This window comes from Rhodoferax ferrireducens, from assembly GCF_031458075.1.
In the GTDB taxonomy this organism is placed as follows: domain Bacteria; phylum Pseudomonadota; class Gammaproteobacteria; order Burkholderiales; family Burkholderiaceae_C; genus Rhodoferax_B; species Rhodoferax_B ferrireducens_A.
Genome location: NZ_JAVDXT010000007.1, coordinates 77,888 through 95,726, shown reverse-complemented (window position 1 = coordinate 95,726; position 17,839 = coordinate 77,888). Strand labels below are relative to the sequence as shown.

General features: G+C 66.5%; 13 protein-coding genes and 1 pseudogene. 6 read left to right on the top strand and 8 right to left on the bottom strand.

Annotated elements, in window-relative coordinates:
* The first annotated feature begins 113 nt into the window (after positions 1-113).
* Positions 114-1,088, top strand: coding sequence for a DNA-binding transcriptional response regulator (locus tag J2X19_RS24665; RefSeq protein WP_310377120.1), 975 nt, complete (start codon positions 114-116; stop codon positions 1,086-1,088).
* A 16-nt stretch (positions 1,089-1,104) separates the two neighbouring features.
* Here J2X19_RS24665 and J2X19_RS24660 read toward each other — a convergent pair whose 3' ends face one another.
* The 4 genes and pseudogenes from J2X19_RS24660 to J2X19_RS24645 all read right to left on the bottom strand — a co-directional run bounded on the left by J2X19_RS24660 (position 1,105) and on the right by J2X19_RS24645 (position 4,702).
* The gene (locus tag J2X19_RS24660; protein ID WP_310377172.1) at positions 1,105-1,575 is read right to left on the bottom strand and encodes a rhodanese-like domain-containing protein; all 471 of its coding nucleotides are present in this window, start codon (positions 1,573-1,575) and stop codon (positions 1,105-1,107) included.
* Positions 1,576-1,713: 138 nt separating this feature from the next.
* Positions 1,714-2,214: pseudogene (locus tag J2X19_RS24655) on the bottom strand (MBL fold metallo-hydrolase); the annotation flags it as partial.
* A gap of 69 nt (positions 2,215-2,283) precedes the next feature.
* Positions 2,284-3,957 carry a magnesium transporter CorA family protein gene (locus tag J2X19_RS24650; protein WP_116608268.1) on the bottom strand — a complete coding sequence of 558 codons (1,674 nt, stop codon included), beginning with the start codon at positions 3,955-3,957 and terminating at the stop codon, positions 2,284-2,286.
* 136 nt (positions 3,958-4,093) lie between these two features.
* A complete protein-coding gene (locus J2X19_RS24645) occupies positions 4,094-4,702 on the bottom strand; it encodes a TetR/AcrR family transcriptional regulator (RefSeq protein ID WP_116608269.1) in 609 nt (202 codons plus the stop codon).
* A 148-nt stretch (positions 4,703-4,850) separates the two neighbouring features.
* Here J2X19_RS24645 and J2X19_RS24640 point away from each other — a divergent pair, with 148 nt between their 5' ends.
* Genes J2X19_RS24640 through adeC form a run of 3 tightly spaced genes read left to right on the top strand, consistent with a single transcriptional unit; the run spans position 4,851 to position 10,647 of the window.
* Positions 4,851-6,041, top strand: a complete 1,191-nt coding sequence (locus J2X19_RS24640) for an efflux RND transporter periplasmic adaptor subunit (protein ID WP_405048750.1) — start codon at positions 4,851-4,853, stop codon at positions 6,039-6,041.
* An 18-nt stretch (positions 6,042-6,059) separates the two neighbouring features.
* The gene (locus J2X19_RS24635; protein ID WP_310377118.1) at positions 6,060-9,221 is read left to right on the top strand and encodes an efflux RND transporter permease subunit; all 3,162 of its coding nucleotides are present in this window, start codon (positions 6,060-6,062) and stop codon (positions 9,219-9,221) included.
* Position 9,222: 1 nt separating this feature from the next.
* Positions 9,223-10,647 (top strand): AdeC/AdeK/OprM family multidrug efflux complex outer membrane factor, encoded by a 1,425-nt coding sequence (adeC, locus tag J2X19_RS24630; protein ID WP_310377117.1) that lies wholly within the window; start codon positions 9,223-9,225, stop codon positions 10,645-10,647.
* A 59-nt stretch (positions 10,648-10,706) separates the two neighbouring features.
* On the opposite strand, the gene J2X19_RS24625 is transcribed toward adeC, so the two are convergent.
* Complete coding sequence (locus J2X19_RS24625) at positions 10,707-11,540, bottom strand: M90 family metallopeptidase (RefSeq protein ID WP_310377116.1); 834 nt, start codon at positions 11,538-11,540, stop codon at positions 10,707-10,709.
* 377 nt (positions 11,541-11,917) lie between these two features.
* Between J2X19_RS24625 and J2X19_RS24620 the strand changes: the two genes are divergently transcribed.
* Positions 11,918-13,225, top strand: coding sequence for a GGDEF domain-containing protein (locus J2X19_RS24620; RefSeq protein ID WP_310377115.1), 1,308 nt, complete (start codon positions 11,918-11,920; stop codon positions 13,223-13,225).
* Positions 13,226-13,294: 69 nt separating this feature from the next.
* Here J2X19_RS24620 and J2X19_RS24615 read toward each other — a convergent pair whose 3' ends face one another.
* Positions 13,295-13,867 (bottom strand): glutaredoxin family protein, encoded by a 573-nt coding sequence (locus J2X19_RS24615; RefSeq protein ID WP_310377114.1) that lies wholly within the window; start codon positions 13,865-13,867, stop codon positions 13,295-13,297.
* 124 nt (positions 13,868-13,991) lie between these two features.
* Positions 13,992-14,795: an N-formylglutamate deformylase gene (gene hutG, locus J2X19_RS24610; protein WP_310377113.1), complete on the bottom strand. Its 804-nt coding sequence runs from the start codon at positions 14,793-14,795 to the stop codon at positions 13,992-13,994.
* 203 nt (positions 14,796-14,998) lie between these two features.
* Here hutG and J2X19_RS24605 point away from each other — a divergent pair, with 203 nt between their 5' ends.
* The gene (locus J2X19_RS24605) at positions 14,999-16,312 is read left to right on the top strand and encodes a GGDEF domain-containing protein (protein ID WP_310377112.1); all 1,314 of its coding nucleotides are present in this window, start codon (positions 14,999-15,001) and stop codon (positions 16,310-16,312) included.
* 29 nt (positions 16,313-16,341) lie between these two features.
* Here the strand turns inward: J2X19_RS24605 and J2X19_RS24600 are convergent, their stop codons facing one another.
* Positions 16,342-17,718: a formimidoylglutamate deiminase gene (locus tag J2X19_RS24600; RefSeq protein ID WP_310377111.1), complete on the bottom strand. Its 1,377-nt coding sequence runs from the start codon at positions 17,716-17,718 to the stop codon at positions 16,342-16,344.
* Positions 17,719-17,839: the final 121 nt, after the last annotated feature.

Below are 17,839 nucleotides of genomic sequence, written 5' to 3'. Positions count from 1 at the left end.
CTGCGGTCTCCGGTGTTCTTTGCGCGCATTATCGACGTCTGCCGGCTAGTAGACTCGCCAGATGGGAAAGATACCGAAGTGAGCCACCCGCGCAGCACCAACCACGAGACGCCATGAGCTTTCCTCTTTTTGCATCCCCCGGCAGCGTGGTGTTTCTGGACGACGATCCCGGCTACCTGGACATGCTGCAGCTGCTGGCGCCCGCGGCCTGGCCGGTGCGCTTTTATCTGCGCCCCGCGCAGTGCCTGCGCCAGCTGCAGCAGGAGGTGGCCGATTGGGAGGCCGATGTGTGGGCCCAGCAGGAGATCATCGACCGCTGGCACCGCCACGGCACGCCGCTGATCCCGCAGATCCTGCAGTACTGGGCGCAGCACGGCGCGCGCCGCTATGGCCTGACCCAGGTGTGCGTGGTCGACTACTCGATGCCGTTGACCGACGGCTTACAACTGCTGGACGCGCTGCGCGACTGGCCGGGCGCCAAGGTGCTGCTGACCGGCCAGGCCGACGAGCAGTTGGCGGTGCAGGCCTTCAACCGCGGCCTGATCGCGCAGTTCATTCCCAAGCAGGTGTCCGACATGTCCCGGCGCCTGGTGGATGCGGTCAGCCAACTGCTGGTGGCCACCTGCCAGCGCCACGCGGCCCTGTGGCGCGCCACCTTGACGCCGGTGCAGAACGCCATGCTGCGCACCCCGGCGATGGCCCAGGCGCTGGCGCAATGGGTGACTGCGCAGGGCTGGGTCGAGTACACGGTGATCGGTGCACCGTTCGGCATTCTGGGGCGTAACGCGCAGGGCCAGACCGGTTGGCTACAGCTTGAGCCGCATAGCGGACTCGACGAACTGGCGGAGCTGGCCGAATCCGTCGGTGCCGGGGCCTCGGCCCTGACCCAGATCCGCCAGGGCCGCCAGTTGATGGCCATCGAGCTCTGCCAGGCGCTGGGCTGCAAAACCTTGCCGGCCATGGCCGAGGCTTTCAGCCTGGGGGAGGACGACAGCCTGCTGGGCGCGTTGTTCGCGGTGCCTGGAGACGGGGCGAGCAGCTTTGCCCAATGGATGGCCGGGCAGCCGCCACGTTTTATCCAAATTTAGCCGGATCGAGCCCGGCTCAGCCCTGGCGCCAGGGCAGGCCGTGGAAGCGCCAGCCGCCTTGGCGGCCCCGGTGGGCATCGCCGTCCGGGTCGCCCTCGAAGCCTTCCAGGATGTTGTAGGCCTGCAGGCCCAGCTCGGTCGCGCGCTTGGCCGCGGCCACCGAGCGCACGCCGCTGCGGCACAGCAGCACGGCTTTTTTGCCACCGGCCAGCGCGGCTTGCAGGCCGGCGTCAAAGCCCGGGTTCAAGGCCATGCCCGGCCACTGCTTCCAGGCCAGCGGCACGGCGCCGGGCACAAAGCCCACCCATTCGCGCTCGGCATCGGTGCGCACGTCGACCAGCACCGCTTCGCCCGCCTGCCACCATTGGCAGGCCAGCTGGGGCGATACATCGCCGGCATAGCCTTCGGCCGGGCGGGCCGCAGAGGCGGGCGCGCCAGCGTCGTGGCGCAGGCCGGAATGCAGGTTGGCAGGCACGGCTTCGTCCATGCGTTGCGGGCGGGGTAAATGCAATGCGTCCATGGTGGCGGTGAACTCCTCTAGGGTTTTGTGGGCGATGCGGGGATTGTGTTCGCGCTCGGCAGCGATGCTGGAGTGGCTGAGGCCATGGTAGTCGTGGCCCGGCCAGACCATAGTTTCGTCGGGCAGGGCGAACAGCACCTGCGTCAGGCTGTTGTACAGCGCCTTGGCGCTGCCGGATTGGAAGTCGGTGCGGCCGCAGCCGTTGATCAGCAAGGTGTCGCCGGTGAACACATGGTTGCGCCAGACAAAGCTCATGCTGCCTGCGGTATGGCCGGGTGTGTGCAGGGCCTGCAAGGTCTCACCACCAAAGCTCAGGAAGTCGCCGTGCTGCAGCTGCACGGCCGCGCTGTGGATGCCGCAGCCGGCCGGGGCTGCCGTCTTGGCGCCCGCATGCTCGGCCAGCTTGCCGGCGCTGGTGATGTGGTCGGCGTGGGTATGCGTCTCCAGCGTCCAGACCAGGGTCAGGCCCTGGGCCTGCAGCAGGGCCAGGTCGCGCTCCAGCTGGGTGTCCACCGGGTCGATGATGGCCGCGGAGCGGCTGGCGGGGTCTGCCAGCACATAGGTGTAGCTGCTGGTGGCGGGGTCAAAAAGCTGGATCGGTTGCATGGTCGGGCTCCGGGAATGCGGCAGCCCTATTTTGCGGCTTGCGGCCCGGCCCTGGCGCCCGACGGGTGATCAATCGTCCTTGCGGGTCCAGACGCCGACGAGCGCCTTGGTCTTTTGCCAGGCGGTGGTGCGCTCGTCGGACAGCACATCCAGGAAGTCCGACAGCCGTTTCGACTTGACCATGGTGTAGACCGTCAGCGCCGTGGTCAGCACGAAGGTGATGGCAAAAATGCCCAGCCGGCGGCCCATGGGCGCATCCGCCTCGGCCAGCAGGTTCATGCCCAGGAAGCCGGTGGTCACGGTGCCGATCAGGCCGAAGATGGTCACCACCGTCAGGCGCACCACGGTGTTGGCTTGGCGGCGCAGGCTGTCGGCCTCCAGGTACTGGTTCATCTCGGCGATCCGCTCCTTGACCTCGGCGTACAGCGCGTCCAGCCCCAGGTGCTGGGAACACATCTGCGACAGCGCGCGCACCTGGGCCTGCTCGGACAGTTCGTGGAACCAGTAGCGGTGGGTGAAGCGCAGAAAGCTGCCAAAGCCTTCGCGGATCGCGCGCTTGAACTGGCGGATGCTGGCGGCGTCGCTGATGTCCAGGTTCTTCAGCGCCTCGGCCAGCCGGTCGGAATACATCAGCAGCGCGGCCTTCTGGAAGTGGGCGATCAGGAACACCAGAAAGTGCTGGTGCCGGAACTGCGCCAGCACGCCGCGGTCGCGGCAGCCGTAGAACTGGCTGGCGGCATCGCCGACCACCACCATCGCATGGCCGTTGCACAGGTAGCGGGTATTCGGCGCGGCGCCGGCATCGGCCCAGAAGCGGTCGTAGCAGTATTTGTGTTCGAAGTCGCTCAGGTGCTGCTCGCCATAGGGCAGGGCGCAGTCGCCCGACAAGTCCACCGGGCTGGAGCCGGTGACCAGGCCCAGGCGCACGAAGTCGCTGCGGGTCAGGGCGCGAGGCCGGTCCAGCGCCAGGTAGGCCATCAGCGGCATGCGGTAGTACTCGATCTGCCGAAAGCGCAGCGGGCCCTCGTGGTCCGAATGGTCGCCGACCAGGGGCTGCATCACATAGTCCCAGTGGGCCGACATGCGCGGCGCGCGGCGGGTGCTGACATGGGCCATGAAGGCATCGCGCTGGTTGGCGTCCGAGGCGGCCAGCACCTGGCCTTGCGCGTCCAGCCATTCGGCGCTGGCCAGGCAGTGCAAGGCCTGGCCAGCCGCGTCCCAGCCCGCCGGGTAGGCGCGGCCGAAGCGGTACATCAGCTCCTGCGCCTGCTCCAGGCCCAGTTTGTCGCCCACCACCTCGACGTTCAGCAGCACCAGGTCGACGTCCAGAAAGAAGTACAGGTCGACATGCACGGTTTGCAGCGTGATCGGTGCGTCGCCAGGCCGTGGCACCACGCGCACCGCCGCAATATCGTGGCGCCGGAACACCCGCATCGGCGAGCCCTGGGTCTTGCCAGGCTGGCCATGCTTGGGCAGGCCCTCGCCGTACAGAAAGCGCTGCACATAGGGCAGGAAGGTGACGAATTCGTTGTAGTGCCGCTCGTGGAAGCGGCTGCTGTCGCCGGTGAACTCGTCCACCACTTCGCGCCAGGGCGAGGCTTCGCCCATGTCGGCCAGCACCTGCCAGGGTTTGGCGTGCCGGCCCTGGCTGCCACGCACCGGCATCAGCCGCAGCGGCCAGAGCAGAACCTGGCGAAAGTGCTCAACCTGGGGGCGTGCGGGTACGGCGGTTTCGGTGGACATCGTGGGCAATCCGTGGGCGGTTATTGCGCGAAGTGTAGAGGAGCCAGGGCCCGATGGGGTGCCTTGTGCTGCGCTATTTAAATAATAGCTGTTGGCGCTGGTGGAATGTGCGCCACAGCCATTATTTTCATAAATTTCAGCGGGGGCTGTAGCCGCCCAGGAAGACCTGCACCGCGCGCGCCACCATGCCCTTGATCTGCTCGGGGCTCAGTTCGGGCAGATCGCGGTAGAAGTAGCGGTGGTCGACCTCGGAATGCACCAGGGAACCCAGGTGCTGGGCGGCGATCACCGGGTCGGCCTGGCGCAGGTGGCCGCGGTCCATCAGCGACTGCAGATACCCGCCCATGATTTCCATGCCCTGCTTCTGGCCGGCCTCGTAGAACAGCCGGCCCACATCCGAATGCCCGGCCTCGGCCAGCACCAGGCGGTGCGCCGAGATGGTTTCGGCCGCGCTTAAAAACACCAGCAGGCGCTCGCAGAAGCGCTCCAGCACGGTGGTCAGGTCCTCGTCCACGGCGGCCATCAGCTCGTCCATCGCCGGGTCGATGTGGTCGGCGCCGAACTGGTGCGCCAGGGTCATGAAGAGGGCTTCCTTGGAGGGGAAGTAGCCGTACAGCGTGGCCTTGGAGCCGCCGACGCGGGCCGCGATCTCGGCCATGGAGGTGCGCTCGTAGCCCATTTCCAGGAACACCTCGCCGGCGGTGCGCAGGATCGCATCGCGCTTGGCATCGGTTCGGACTTTCATCGTGTCTCCGCTTTTTAATTGAACTCAGGTGTTCATTTTTGATTGACAGGCGTTAAAAGTCAAACTTAAAATGAACTGTACGGTACTGTTTTGACTGGATAGCCATCTTGGCCATCTGCAGTGGCCGCCCAGGAGAATTCCCATGCCCATGCTTTTTTCATCCGTCCGCCGGCCCGCCGGCTTGGCCGCAGCCCTGGCGGCCAGCGCGCTGCTGGCTGCCTGCGGCAAAGCCCCGCAAGGCGGCCCACCGCCCCAGCTGGGCACGCCCCAGGTCAGTTTTGTGGTGGTGCAGCCCCAGCGCGTGGCGCTGACCACCGAGCTGCCCGGCCGTACCGCGCCAGTGCTGGTATCCGATGTGCGGCCGCAGATCACCGGCCTGGTGCAGACCCGGCGTTTTACCGAAGGCAGCGATGTGAAAGCGGGCGAGTTGCTGTACCAGATCGACCCGGCGACCTACCGCGCCAGTGCCGACAGCGCCCAGGCCGCGCTGGCCAAGGCCGAGGCGAACCTGGTGTCGGTCAAGCTCAAGGCCGGCCGCTACCAGGAACTGGTGGCGATCAAGGCCGTCAGCCAGCAGGAGGCCGACGACGCGGCGGCGTCCTTGCTGCAAACCGAGGCTGACGTGGCCTCGGCCAAGGCCGCGCTGCAGACCGCCAAGATCAACCTCGACTACACCCGCATCACCGCGCCGATCAGCGGCCGGGTCGGCAAGTCCTCGGTCACCCCCGGCGCCCTGGTTACCGCCAACCAGGCCAGCGCGCTGGCCACGGTGCAGCAGCTGAACCCGATTTATGTGGACGTCACCCAGTCCAGCAGCGAAGTGCTGCGCCTGAAGCGCGCGCTGTCCAAGGGCAGCCTGCGCAGCGGCACGGCCAAGGCCAGGCTGCTGCTGGAAGACGGCTCCAGCTATGCGCTGGAAGGCAAGCTCAAGTTCTCCGACGTGACGGTAGACCCGAACACCGGTGCCATCACCCTGCGCGCCGAGTTCCCGAATCCCACGGGCGAGCTGCTGCCCGGCATGTATGTGCGCGCCGTGCTGGAAGAAGGCGTGATGGAGCAGGCGGTGCTGGCGCCCCAGCGGGCCGTGGCCCGCGACGCCACCGGCAAGCCCACGGCCTATGTGGTGACGGCCGACGGCAAGCTGGAGCAGCGCGCGCTGCAAACCGGCCAGGCGATTGGCGACCAGTGGCTGGTAACCAGCGGCCTGCAAGCCGGTGACCGCCTGGTGGTCGAAGGCCAGCAGAAAGCCCAGCCCGGCGCCGCCGTGGACGCGGTGGCCTACGACCCCACCCGTGCGGCCGCTGCCAAGCCACCCGCTTCGGCACCCGCCAAGAGCTAAAGCCCAAGGACGACCACCATGGCCCGTTTTTTCATTGACCGCCCGATCTTCGCCTGGGTACTTGCCATCATCGTGATGCTGGCCGGTGTGCTGGCGATCAACACCCTGCCGATTGCGCAGTACCCCAGCATTGCGCCGCCCGCCATTGCCATTTCCGCCAACTACCCCGGCGCTTCTGCCAAGACCCTGGAGGACAGCGTCACCCAGGTCATCGAACAGAAGATGAAGGGCCTGGACCGCCTGGCCTATATGGCGTCGACCAGCGAGTCCTCGGGCTCGGTGACGATCACCCTGACCTTCGAGAACGGCACCGACCCCGATACCGCCCAGGTGCAGGTGCAGAACAAGCTGGCCCTGGCCACGCCGCTGCTGCCGCAAGAAGTGCAGCAGCAGGGCGTGCAGGTTACCAAGTCGGCCAGCAACTTCCTGAACATCCTGGCCTTTACTTCGGAAGACGGCAGCATGGACGGCTCGGACCTGTCCGACTACGTGGCCGCCAATGTGCAAGAGCCGCTGAGCCGGGTCGAAGGCGTGGGCGACACCACCTTGTTCGGCGCGCAGTACGCGATGCGTGTCTGGCTCGACCCGAACAAGCTGAACAACTTCAAGCTGACGCCGCTGGACGTGAAAACCGCCATCCAGGCGCAGAACGCCCAGGTATCGGCCGGCCAACTGGGCGGCCTGCCGGCCACCCAGAACCAGCAGCTGAATGCCACCATCACCTCGCAGACCCGCCTCAAGACCGCGGCTGAATTCGAAGCCATCTTGCTGCGCACCCAGGCCGACGGCTCCCAGGTGCGGCTGCGCGACGTGGCCCGCATCGAGCTGGGCAGCGAAAGCTACGGCGTGGTGGCGCGCTACAACGGCAAGCCCGCGACCGGCCTGGCCATCAAGCTGGCCACTGGCGCGAATGCGCTGGACACGGTGCGCGGCATCGACGCACGGCTGGACGAGCTGACCAAGTTCTTCCCCACCGGCATGAAGGTGCAAAAGCCGTACGACACCACCCCGTTTGTGCGCATTTCCATCGAGGAAGTGATCAAGACCCTGGTCGAAGCCGTGGTGCTGGTGTTCCTGGTGATGTTCCTGTTCCTGCAGAACTTCCGCGCCACGCTGATCCCGACGATTGCCGTACCGGTGGTGCTGCTGGGCACCTTTGGTGTGCTGGCGATGTTCGGCTACTCCATCAACACACTGACCATGTTCGCCATGGTGCTGGCCATCGGCCTGCTGGTCGACGATGCGATTGTGGTGGTGGAGAACGTCGAGCGGGTGATGATCGAGGAGGGCTTGTCGCCGCTGGAGGCCACGCGCAAATCCATGGGCCAGATCACCGGCGCACTGGTCGGCGTGGCCCTGGTGCTGGCCGCGGTGTTTGTGCCCATGGCCTTCTTCCCTGGCTCCACCGGTGTGATCTACCGCCAGTTCTCCATCACCATCGTGGCGGCGATGACGCTGTCGGTGTTCGTGGCCATGGTGCTGACCCCGGCGCTGTGCGCCACCCTGCTCAAACCGGTGGCCAAGGGCCATGCGATGGCCACGACCGGCTTCTTCGGCTGGTTCAACCGCAATTTCGACCGCGGCAACAGCCGCTACCAGGGCGTAGTACGCCACATGGTGGGCAAGGGCTGGCGTTATATGGCGGCCTACGCGGTGATCGTCGCCATGGTGGTGTTCGGCTTTCTCAAGCTGCCGGTGGGCTTCTTGCCCGACGAAGACCAGGGCACTTTGTTTGGCCTGGTCCAGCTGTCGCCCGGTGCCGCCCAGTCGCGCACCCTGGACGTGATGAAGCAGGTCGAACACCATTTCCTGGAAGACCAGAAAGACGCGGTGGATGGCCTGTTCACCGTGGCGGGCTTCAGCTTTGCCGGTAGCGGCCAGAACGCCGGCCTGGTGTTTGTGCGGCTCAAGCCCTGGGACCAGCGCGCGACCGAGGCCTTGAGCGTCAGCGGCGTTGCGGCCAAGGCCGGCGCCTTCTTCGCCACCATCCGCGATGCGCAGGTGTTTGCCTTCGCACCGCCCGCGGTGTCCGAGCTGGGCAACGCCACAGGTTTCGACCTGATGCTGCAAGACCGCGCGAACCTGGGCCACGAGGCCTTGATGCAGGCGCGCAACCAGCTGCTCGGCATGCTGGCCAAAGAAGACGGCCTGGTAGCGGTGCGCCCGAACGGCCTGGAGGACACGCCCGAGTTCAAGCTCGACATCGACGCCCACAAGGCGGGCGCCATGGGCCTGACCATGGCCGACATCAACGACACCTTCTCCGCCGCCTGGGGCAGCAGCTATGTGAACGACTTCATCGACAAGGGCCGCGTCAAGAAGGTGATGCTGCAGGCAGATGCCCCGTACCGCATGCTGCCCGAAGACATCAACAACTGGTATGTGCGCAACAGCGCCGGCAGCATGGTGCCGTTCTCGGCCTTCTCCAGCGCCAGCTGGTCGGTGGGCTCGCCGCGGCTGGAGCGCTACAACGGCGTGCCCTCGGTCGAAATCCTGGGCATGGCCAAGCCGGGTACCGCATCCAGCGGCCAGGCGCTGGCCATGGTGGAAGCCGCGGTGGCCAAGCTGCCGCCGGGCATAGGCTACGAATGGACCGGCCTGTCGCTGCAGGAAAAGCAGTCCAGCGGCCAGACCGCGCTGCTCTACGGCCTGTCGATCCTGATCGTCTTCCTGTGCCTGGCCGCGCTGTACGAGAGCTGGGCGATCCCGTTCTCCGTCATCATGGTGGTGCCGCTGGGCGTGTTCGGCGCCTTGCTGGCCGCGATGCTGACCTGGAAGATGAACGACGTGTACTTCCAGGTGGGCTTGCTCACCACCATCGGCCTGGCCTGCAAAAACGCGATCCTGATCGTCGAGTTCGCCAAGGACTTGCAGGCCCAGGGAATGGGCCTGGTCGAGTCGGCCATCACCGCCGCCCGGCTGCGCCTGCGGCCTATCCTGATGACCTCGCTGGCCTTCATCCTGGGCGTGCTGCCCCTGGTGCTGGGCAGCGGAGCCGGCGCTGGCGCCCAGAACGCGCTGGGCACGGCCGTGATCGGCGGCATGATTTCCGGCACCGTGCTGGCGATCTTCTTCGTGCCGGTGTTCTTTGTGCTGGTGCGCAGCATCTTCAAGGGCAAACCGGCCGCGGCCGTGCCCGCATTGCCGCAGCAAGCGGCCACCATCCAAGAGGCCCACTGACATGAAAAAACGCAACTTCACCGCCCTGGCCTTGGCCCTGGCCCTGGCGCTGGCGCTGGCCGGCTGCAGCAGCCTGGCGCCCGACTACCAGCGCCCGGCGGCGCCCGTGCCCGCCAGCTTTGCCACCAGCAACACGGCGCCAGCCGGCCCGGCTGCGGCCGACATCGATTGGCGCAGCTTCTTCGCCGACGCGCGGCTGCAAAGCCTGATAGCCCAGGCGCTGGCGAACAACCGCGACCTGCGCATCGCCGTGCTCAACATCGAGCAGGCGCGCGCCCAGTACCGCATCCAGGACGCCAGCACCTGGCCCACGGTCAACGCCAGCGGCAGCAACACCGCCGGCCGCACGCCGGCCAGCCTGTCAAGCACCGGGCAAGCCGTGGTGGGCCACCAGTACAGCGCCACCATCGGTTTCAGCGCCTACGAGCTGGACCTGTTCGGCCGTGTGCGCAGCCTGAACGCGCAGGCGCTGGAGACCTTTCTGGCCACCGCCGAAGCCCGCCGCAGCACCCAGATCAGCCTGGTCGCCGAGGTGGCCAGCGCCTACCTGACTTGGGCCGCCGATGCCGAGCGCCTGGCCCTGGCGCAGCAAACCCTGCGCAGCCAGAGCGACTCCTACGCGCTGACGCAGCGCAGCTACCAGCTGGGCAATGCCTCGGCCCTGACCCTGCGCCAACAACAGACCAGCGTGGACACGGCGCGGGTCGACGTGGCCCGCTACACCGGCCAGGTGGCGCTGGACCAGAACGCGCTGGCCTTGCTGGTTGGCGCGCCGGTACCGGCCGCGCTGGCGCCCACCAGCCTGAGCGACAGCCTGGGCCCGCTGGAGAACCTGCCCGCCGGCCTGCCGTCGGACCTGCTGCAGCGCCGCCCCGACATCCTGCAGGCCGAGCACCAGCTGAAGGCCGCCAACTTCAACATCGGCGCCATGCGCGCGGCTTTCTATCCGCGCATCAGCCTGACCGCCTCGCTGGGGGCGGGCAGCAACGAGTTGTCGGGCCTGTTCCAGGCCGGCTCGGGCAGCTGGAGCTTTGTGCCGCAGATCAGCCTTCCGCTGTTCGACGGTGGCAGCAACCAGGCGAACCTGGACTACGCCACCATCGGCCGCGATATCAACGTGGCAACCTACGAGAAGACCATCCAGACCGCCTTCCGCGAGGTGGCCGATGCGCTGGCCCAGCGCGACACCCTGGGCGCCCAGCTGGAAGCCCAGCAGTCGCTAGTCGGTGCCACGGCCGAGTCGTTCCAGCTGTCGGACGCGCGCTTCCAGAAGGGCGTGGACAGCTACCTTAGCGTGCTGGACGCGCAGCGTTCGCTGTACAGCGCGCAGCAGACGCTGATAGCCACCCGCTTGTCGCGCGTGTCCAACGCGGTCACGCTGTACAAGGTGCTGGGTGGGGGCTGGACGGGTGAGTCTGCTATTTAAGTGAGAGCTGCTGGCGCAGGTGGAATATGCGCCAGAGCCTCATTTTTTATAAATCTAGCTCACCAGCCAGCGGGGTCGACCCGGTAGTAGCCGCGGAGTTCGCGGTACAGCGCCGGGTCGTATTCGGCCAGTTCGGCGGCTTGCTCGAAGAACACCTCGGACACCACGGCAAAGAACTCGGCCGGGTCTTGCGCGCCGTAGTGGTTCAGCAGGCCGGGCTCGCCCGCATGGGCCTGGGCTTGCAACCGGGCGTAGGCGGCGTGGAACACCTGCGACCAGCGCTGCGGGTCGGCGCCATGCGGGCGCAGCGGCGCGCCGTTGGCCGGGCCGTTCTCCTGGTCCAGCTGGTGGGCGAACTCGTGGATCACCACGTTGCGGCCGTCGTCGGCCACCGCCGCGCCTTCCAGCGTGTCCTGCCACGACAGGATCACCTGGCCTTGCGACCAGGATTCGCCGGCCAGCGCGTGGCGCTGCTCCTGCTGCACGCCCGCGCCGTCGGTGCTGGCGCGCTGTACGGCGAACGCACCGGGGTAGACCAGGATCTGCCGCAGATTGCGGTAGTAGCCGGTAGGCCGGTTCAGCAGCAGCAGGCAGGCCTGGGCGGCGACCACCACCCGCATTTCCTCGGTGATCTGCAGCCCGGCGCAGCCCAGAAAGGCCTTTTCGGCGATGAACACCTGCATGTGTTTCTTCAACTGCAGCTGCAGGTCCACCGGCAGGCGCCGCACCAGGGGCACGCGGCGGCGCAGTATCTTGCGCCAGACCGCCGGAAACACCTGCCCGCGCAGCTGCTGCCGGCGCCGCGCGACCCACCAGGTCGGCAGCCACCAGCCCAGCGCGCAGACGGCGGCCAGTATCAGCAGGGCAATGAGGGTGGCGGTGGGGGTGTCCATAAAAATCGGTGCAGGCACTGCTAGCTGGGTGCCGACTGGGCGTTTGCAATGCCGGCGCGCAGGATTCTGTTGCGGCCCGGGCTGGCGCCAAAGTGATAGCAATGACAGCCACCGCGCGAATAACCCCGCCAACAGGCATTTATTCACACGAAAGGCTGCCCCGGCCTGGGGTCGACCCTAGGGTAAAACCAGGGCACTGGGCGCAAGATCAACAGGCAGCGAAGGTATACAAAATATCCGCCGCAAATACCATGTCAACAGACTGTGACCCAGCCAAGCCGCCCACCGGCTTGCTTTCAACGGAACCCGCCGGGTACCGGGAGGTCCGGCAGGCGGCCATATGCGTTCTGGTGTCGCTGGTAGTGTTTTTCGCGGCCGTGCCTTTTGCCACAACGCCGCTGGCACAGGCGTTTGCCTTTATCCCCATGTATGTCTCGGCCCTGGTGATCTGCGACCTGATCACCGCCGTGCTGCTGTTTGGCCAGTTCAGCGTGCTGCAAACGCCGGCGCTGCTGGTGCTGGCCAGTGGTTACCTGTTCACCGCATCCGCTACCTTGGTCTATCTGCTGATTTTTCCGGGGCTGTTTTCCCCCACCGGGCTGTTCGGCTCCGGCCCGCAGACATCTTCGGCGATGTACATGTTCTGGCACAGCGGCTTTCCGCTGGCGGTCATTGGCTACACGTTGCTGAAGGACAAAACGACCAAGCCCCGCAAGCTACCGCTGCGGATCCTGGCGTCGCCGCGGATCGCCATTGCCAGCGCTGCGGTCGTGGTGCTCAGCGTGGTGGTGGGTTTTGGGATCTTCGCCACCTGGGGGCAGGCCTGGATTCCGATTTTTCTGATCGGGCACCGCACCACCAGCACCGGGCGCATGTTCCTGTTCGGTGTCTGGCTGCTCAGCCTGGCCGGCCTGGTGGGAGTGTGGAAGAAGCGGCCGCATACCGTGCTCGATATCTGGCTGCAGGTCGTCATGTGCGTGTGGTTGTTCGATATTGCACTGGCGGCACTGTTGAATAGCGGCCGCTACGACCTGGGCTGGTATGTGGGCCGCATCTATGGCTTGCTGGCCGCGAGCTTTTTGCTGGTGGTGTTGCTGGTGGAGGATCTCAAGCAGTACAAGCGGTTGTTCCAGCTGTCGGTCAAGCTCAGCGCGGCCAATACCGTGTTGGCCAATCTGGCACGGCACGACAGCCTGACGGGCCTGGCCAACCGGCGGTTTTTTGACGAATACCTGGCCGAACAGATTGCGATTGCGAACCGCTTCCACCGACCCCTGGCGCTGATCCTGTGCGACATCGACCATTTCAAGAGCTTCAACGACCACTATGGGCACCAGGAGGGCGACGCCTGCCTGAAGCGCATCGCCCGCGTGCTCCAGTCCTGCTCACGGCGCCCGGCCGATATGGTGGCGCGCTACGGCGGCGAAGAGTTCGCCTTCATCCTCCCCGACACGGATTTGCGCGCTGCGGCGCAGGTGGCGGAAGAGGTCCGGGCCGAGGTCAGCCGCCTGGAGATATCGCATGCCTATTCTTCGGCCGGGTCTTGCGTCAGCATCAGCAGCGGGGTGTCCGAATTGGTGTCGTCCATGAAGGCCTCGCAGCTGATTTCCGCGGCGGACGATTTTCTCTACAAGGCCAAGGGCTTGGGGCGGAACCAGGTGGTCAGCGCCTGGGCGAATATCTAGCTGCGGCATCTGCCGTCTGGGCATGTGGCTGCCTTCTTGCACGCCCAGCACATTTGACGCTGGCGGTGCCTAGGGCGTGAGTGCCTCCAGGAACTCGTCCGAGTCAAAGCCGTCCTTCATGTGGTGGCCTTTGACGATCAGGTAGGGCACGCCGCCCGCCGGGTCCAGGCTTTTCAGCTGGCTGGCGCAGGCGCTGTTGGTATCCACGGCGCACTCCTGGAACTGGAAGCCGTACTGCGCCATCCAGCTCTTGGCCGCGGCGCAGTTGCTGCACCAGGCGGCGCTGTACATCAGCACATCGCTGGCCTGGCTGCGGGCCGCCAGTTGGGCCAGTTGCTCGGCGCTGGCCTGGGCCCCAAAGTGGCCGCTGCGGCTCAGGTTCTGGCCGGCCTCAGCCAGGTTCTTGGGACCAGCGCCACTGAAGCCGACCCAGGCACCGTACAGCACGGCGATCAGCAACAACAGCTTGCCCCAGGGCATGCCCGCAGACCGCGGCGGGATGTGGCGGTTGCTGGCCAGCGGCTGCGCGCTGGCACCAGCGCCAACCTTGGCATAGGCCACACCGCAGGACGGGCATTGCCAATCCGGCGCGGCAGTGTCGGCAGGCCGCACAGCGCGGCATTTGGGGCAGATGGTGGGCATGGGCAGGCGTTGCGGCAAGAATGATATTGCTACATATTAAATAGCATGTTGCGCTGCTGCTATCTGCGCCAGGGCCGGTTTTTCCTTAAATTTGAGGGTGAAATCCGGGCCTTAATCCGGGCCTTCAGTGGCTGCCTTGTTGCGCAAACGCCAGTGCCGCTTCCACCATGCGCTGCAGATGCGGCTGGATGCGGGCCGCCACCGCCGGCAGGTAGTCGAAGGGCAGGGCTTCCTGCATATAGCTGCACTGCGTCATCTCCAGCTGGATCGCATGGATGTTCTGCGCAGGCTGGCCGTACTGGCGGGTGATGTAGCCGCCCTTGAAGCGCCCGTTCAGCACCGCGGTGTGGCCGGGCGCGGACTCGGCGATGGCCAGCAGCTGGGCCGCCATCGCCGGGTCGCAACTGGTGCCGTTGCCGCTGCCCAGGTTCAGGTCCGGCAGCTTGCCTTCGAAGAAGCGCGGCAGCACCGAGCGGATCGAATGCGCATCCCACAGCACGGCTTTGCCATGCACGGATTTCAGCCGCGCCAGCTCGGCTTGCAGCTGCTGGTGGTAGGGCTGCCAAATGCTGTCGCGGCGCTCGGCGATCTCGGCTTCACCGGGTACATCCTGCGGGTCGCGGTACAGCGGCAGATCGTCGAAGTCGTCCACCGGACAGAGTCCGGTGACGCTCTGGCCCGGGTACAGGCTGGCGCCCGAGGGGTCCCGGTTCAGGTCGATCACATAGCGCGAATGGGTGGCTATCAGCAGCGAGGCGCCGAGTGCTTTGGCAAAGCCGTACAGGCGCTCCAGGTGCCAGTCGGTGTCGGGCACCTGCTGGGCGCTCTCGGTCAGGCGCGCAGCCAGGGCGGGCGGCACATAGGTGCCGACGTGGGGCATGGAGATCAGCAGCGGCTGGCTGCCTGGGTGGAAATGGAAGGCTTGCATGGAGGTTCCTTGGACGGTGTGACGGTTGGGCACGCAGGGCGGCATGGGATGCGCTGTGTGGTACTGCGCGGGGCATTGTTCTTGCACAAAAGAGACGGGCGCATCAGCGGGTAAATTCGAGGCATGGCGGTCGCAGTCGCGCGCGACAATGATGGGCTTCTCCACGGCGCTACATTTTTCAGCAGGTTCGCGTGCTGGCTCCCATGTCCCAAGACCCCACACCGTTCTTCCTGCTCAGCGATGCCCCCGTTCCTGCGGCTTTGCAGGCATGGGTGCATTCGCGCCACAGCCTGCTTCTGCCACCCGCGTCGGCCGGCCCGGCCTTGCAGGAGTGGATGCGTGTCCCGGAGCTGGGCCATTGCTGGCTGGTAGACGGTGCGGAGTTGGACGCCTGGCGTGCCTGTGTGGACGCGCTGCGGGGCGCGGGCTGGCTGGAAAACCTGCCTTGGGCACTTTGGCTGCCTGAGCCCGGCATGCGAGATGGCAACGCCTCGCTGGCCTGGGAACAGGGCGCGGTGGAGGTATTCGACGCCGCCCAGGGCGCAGATCTGGTCCAGGACATCCAGGTCTTGTTGCAGCGCTTGCGCTCGCCCCATGGGCAGGCCGCGCAGCTGCGCCGCGACCGTGCGGAGCAAAAGGCCTTGCGGGCCAGCCTGGACAACCTGCCGGCGCCCATCTTCATCAAGAACGCCGACGGCGTCTATACCGAGGCCAACCAGTCCTTTGTGGACTTTTTGGGGCTGTCGCGCGAACAGATCATTGGCAAGACGGTCTACGACGTGGCGCCACCCGAGTTGGCGGCCATATATGCCGATGCCGACCAGCGCCTGCTGGCATCCGGCACCCGGCAAATCTACGACACCCAGGTGCGCTGGGCCGACGGCAGCCTGCGCGAGGTGACGTTTTACAAAGCCGTGTTCCACGGCGTGGACGGTGCACCCGCAGGGCAGGCCGGCGCCATTTTTGACATCACCGAGCGCAAGCGCATGGAGCGCCGTTTGCGTACCCTGGCCGAGACCGACAGCCTGACCGGAATCCTGAACCGGCGCAGCTTCATCGAGCAGGCCGAGCGTCGCATGCGCGATGCCTTGGCTGCGCAGGAACCGGTCACCGTGATGCTGTTCGACCTGGACCATTTCAAGCAGATCAACGACCTGCACGGCCACGCGGCGGGTGACGCGGTGCTGTGCCATATCAGCAGCCTGGTCGGCCATCTGCTGCGGGCCGAGGACATGCTGGCGCGCATGGGTGGCGACGAGTTCGCCATCATGCTGCACGGTGCCCTGGACGGCCATGCCGTGGCCGAGCGCCTGCCTGCCGTGGTGGCCGCCACGCCCATGGCGCACCCCCCACAGCACGTGGCCTGCACCATCAGCCTGGGGGCTTTGGTCATCCATCCGGGGCAGCACAGCCTGGACAGCCTGCTGCACCAGGCCGACCTGGCCTTGTACGAGGCCAAGAACCAGGGGCGCAACCGTAGCGTGGTGCGCGACTACCGGCTGTTGAGCCCGGTCTAGGCCCGATCTGCGGCTCGGCGACCCGGGTTTCATACCAGTGCCGAGCGCGCGGCGATGAACGCCGCCTGGGCTTGCGCCCGCAGCGGGTGCTGGCTGCCGCTGCCGGTGCGCTGTTGGCCGGCGACCCAGACGGCGTCCAATGCCGAAGTACGGTGGCTGCCGAACACATGGGCCGAGAACATGGCGGGTGCTGCCAAGCCACGCAATGCCAGGTGCTGCGCATCCAGTACGCAGAAGTCGGCGCGCTGGCCCACGGCCAGGCCTTGTGCGTTGCGGCCCGAGGCTTGCGCGCCGCCGGCCACAGCCTGGAGCAAGGTGGCCGTAGCGACCTGGGGCTGCTGCGCGCTGGCCAGCACATTGCGCTGGCGGAACTGCAGGCGCTGGCCGTATTCGAGCAGCAGCAGTTCTTCGGCCGCATTCACGCAGGCATGGCTGTCCGAGCCCAGGCCCCAGGCGCCGCCGTGGCCCAGCCAGCGCGGCATGTCGAACAGGCCGTCGCCCAGGTTGGCCTCGGTGCTCGGGCAGATGCCGGCGACTGCGCCACTGGCGGCGGCGCGCTGGTATTCGGATTCGCTCATGTGGGTGGCGTGGACAAGGCACCAGCGCGCATCCACCGGCGCGTGGTCCAGCAGCCAGGCGACCGGGCGCTGGCCGCTCCAGGCCAGGCAGGCATCGACCTCGGCGGTCTGCTCGGCGATGTGGATGTGCACCGGCGCGCTGGCGTCTATCGCATGCAGGCCGGCCACGGCTTCACGCAGGCTGTCGGGCGGCACGGCGCGCAGCGAATGTGGCGCCATGCCCAGGCGCGCACCTTGCGCGTCGCACAGGGGTTTGAGCGTTTCCAGCAGGCGCAGCATCGAGTCGGTGGAGCGGATGAATCTGCGTTGCCCTTCGTTGGGCGGCGTGCCGCCGAAGCCGCTGGTCTGGTACAGCACGGGTAACAGGGTGATGGCGATGCCGGCGGTTTTTGCCGCGCGCAGCAGGGCCTTGGACAGCTCGGCGTCGTCGGCATACGGTGTGCCGTCGGCGCTGTGGTGCAGGTAGTGGAATTCGCACACCGAGGTGTAGCCGGCTTCCAGCATTTCGATGTACAGCCAGGTGGCGATGGCCTCGACCTGTTCGGGTGAGAGGCGGGCGGCGAACTGGTACATCAGGTTGCGCCAGCTCCAGAAGCTGTCCTGCGCGGCGCCGCGGAATTCGGTGAGGCCGGCCATCGCGCGCTGGAAGGCGTGGCTGTGCAGGTTGGGGAGGCCTGGGGTTATTGGCCCTGCTGTCGTTGGTGCGCCGTTGGGTTCAGTGTTGGGGGTGACGGTGGTGAGCTCGCCCAGGCTGTTCCATTGGAGCAGGACGTTGTTGGCCCAGCCGGTGGGGAGGAGGGCGTCTTTGGCGAAGATTTGGTTTGTCATGGCTTGGGCTTGTCTATGTGCATCGTCGGCCGGGATGTGCGCCCGGCGGCGCAGTCACTTTTCTTTGTGTGGCCAAAGAAAAGTAACCAAAAGAAAGGCCACCCCCACTGTCTGCGCCCTT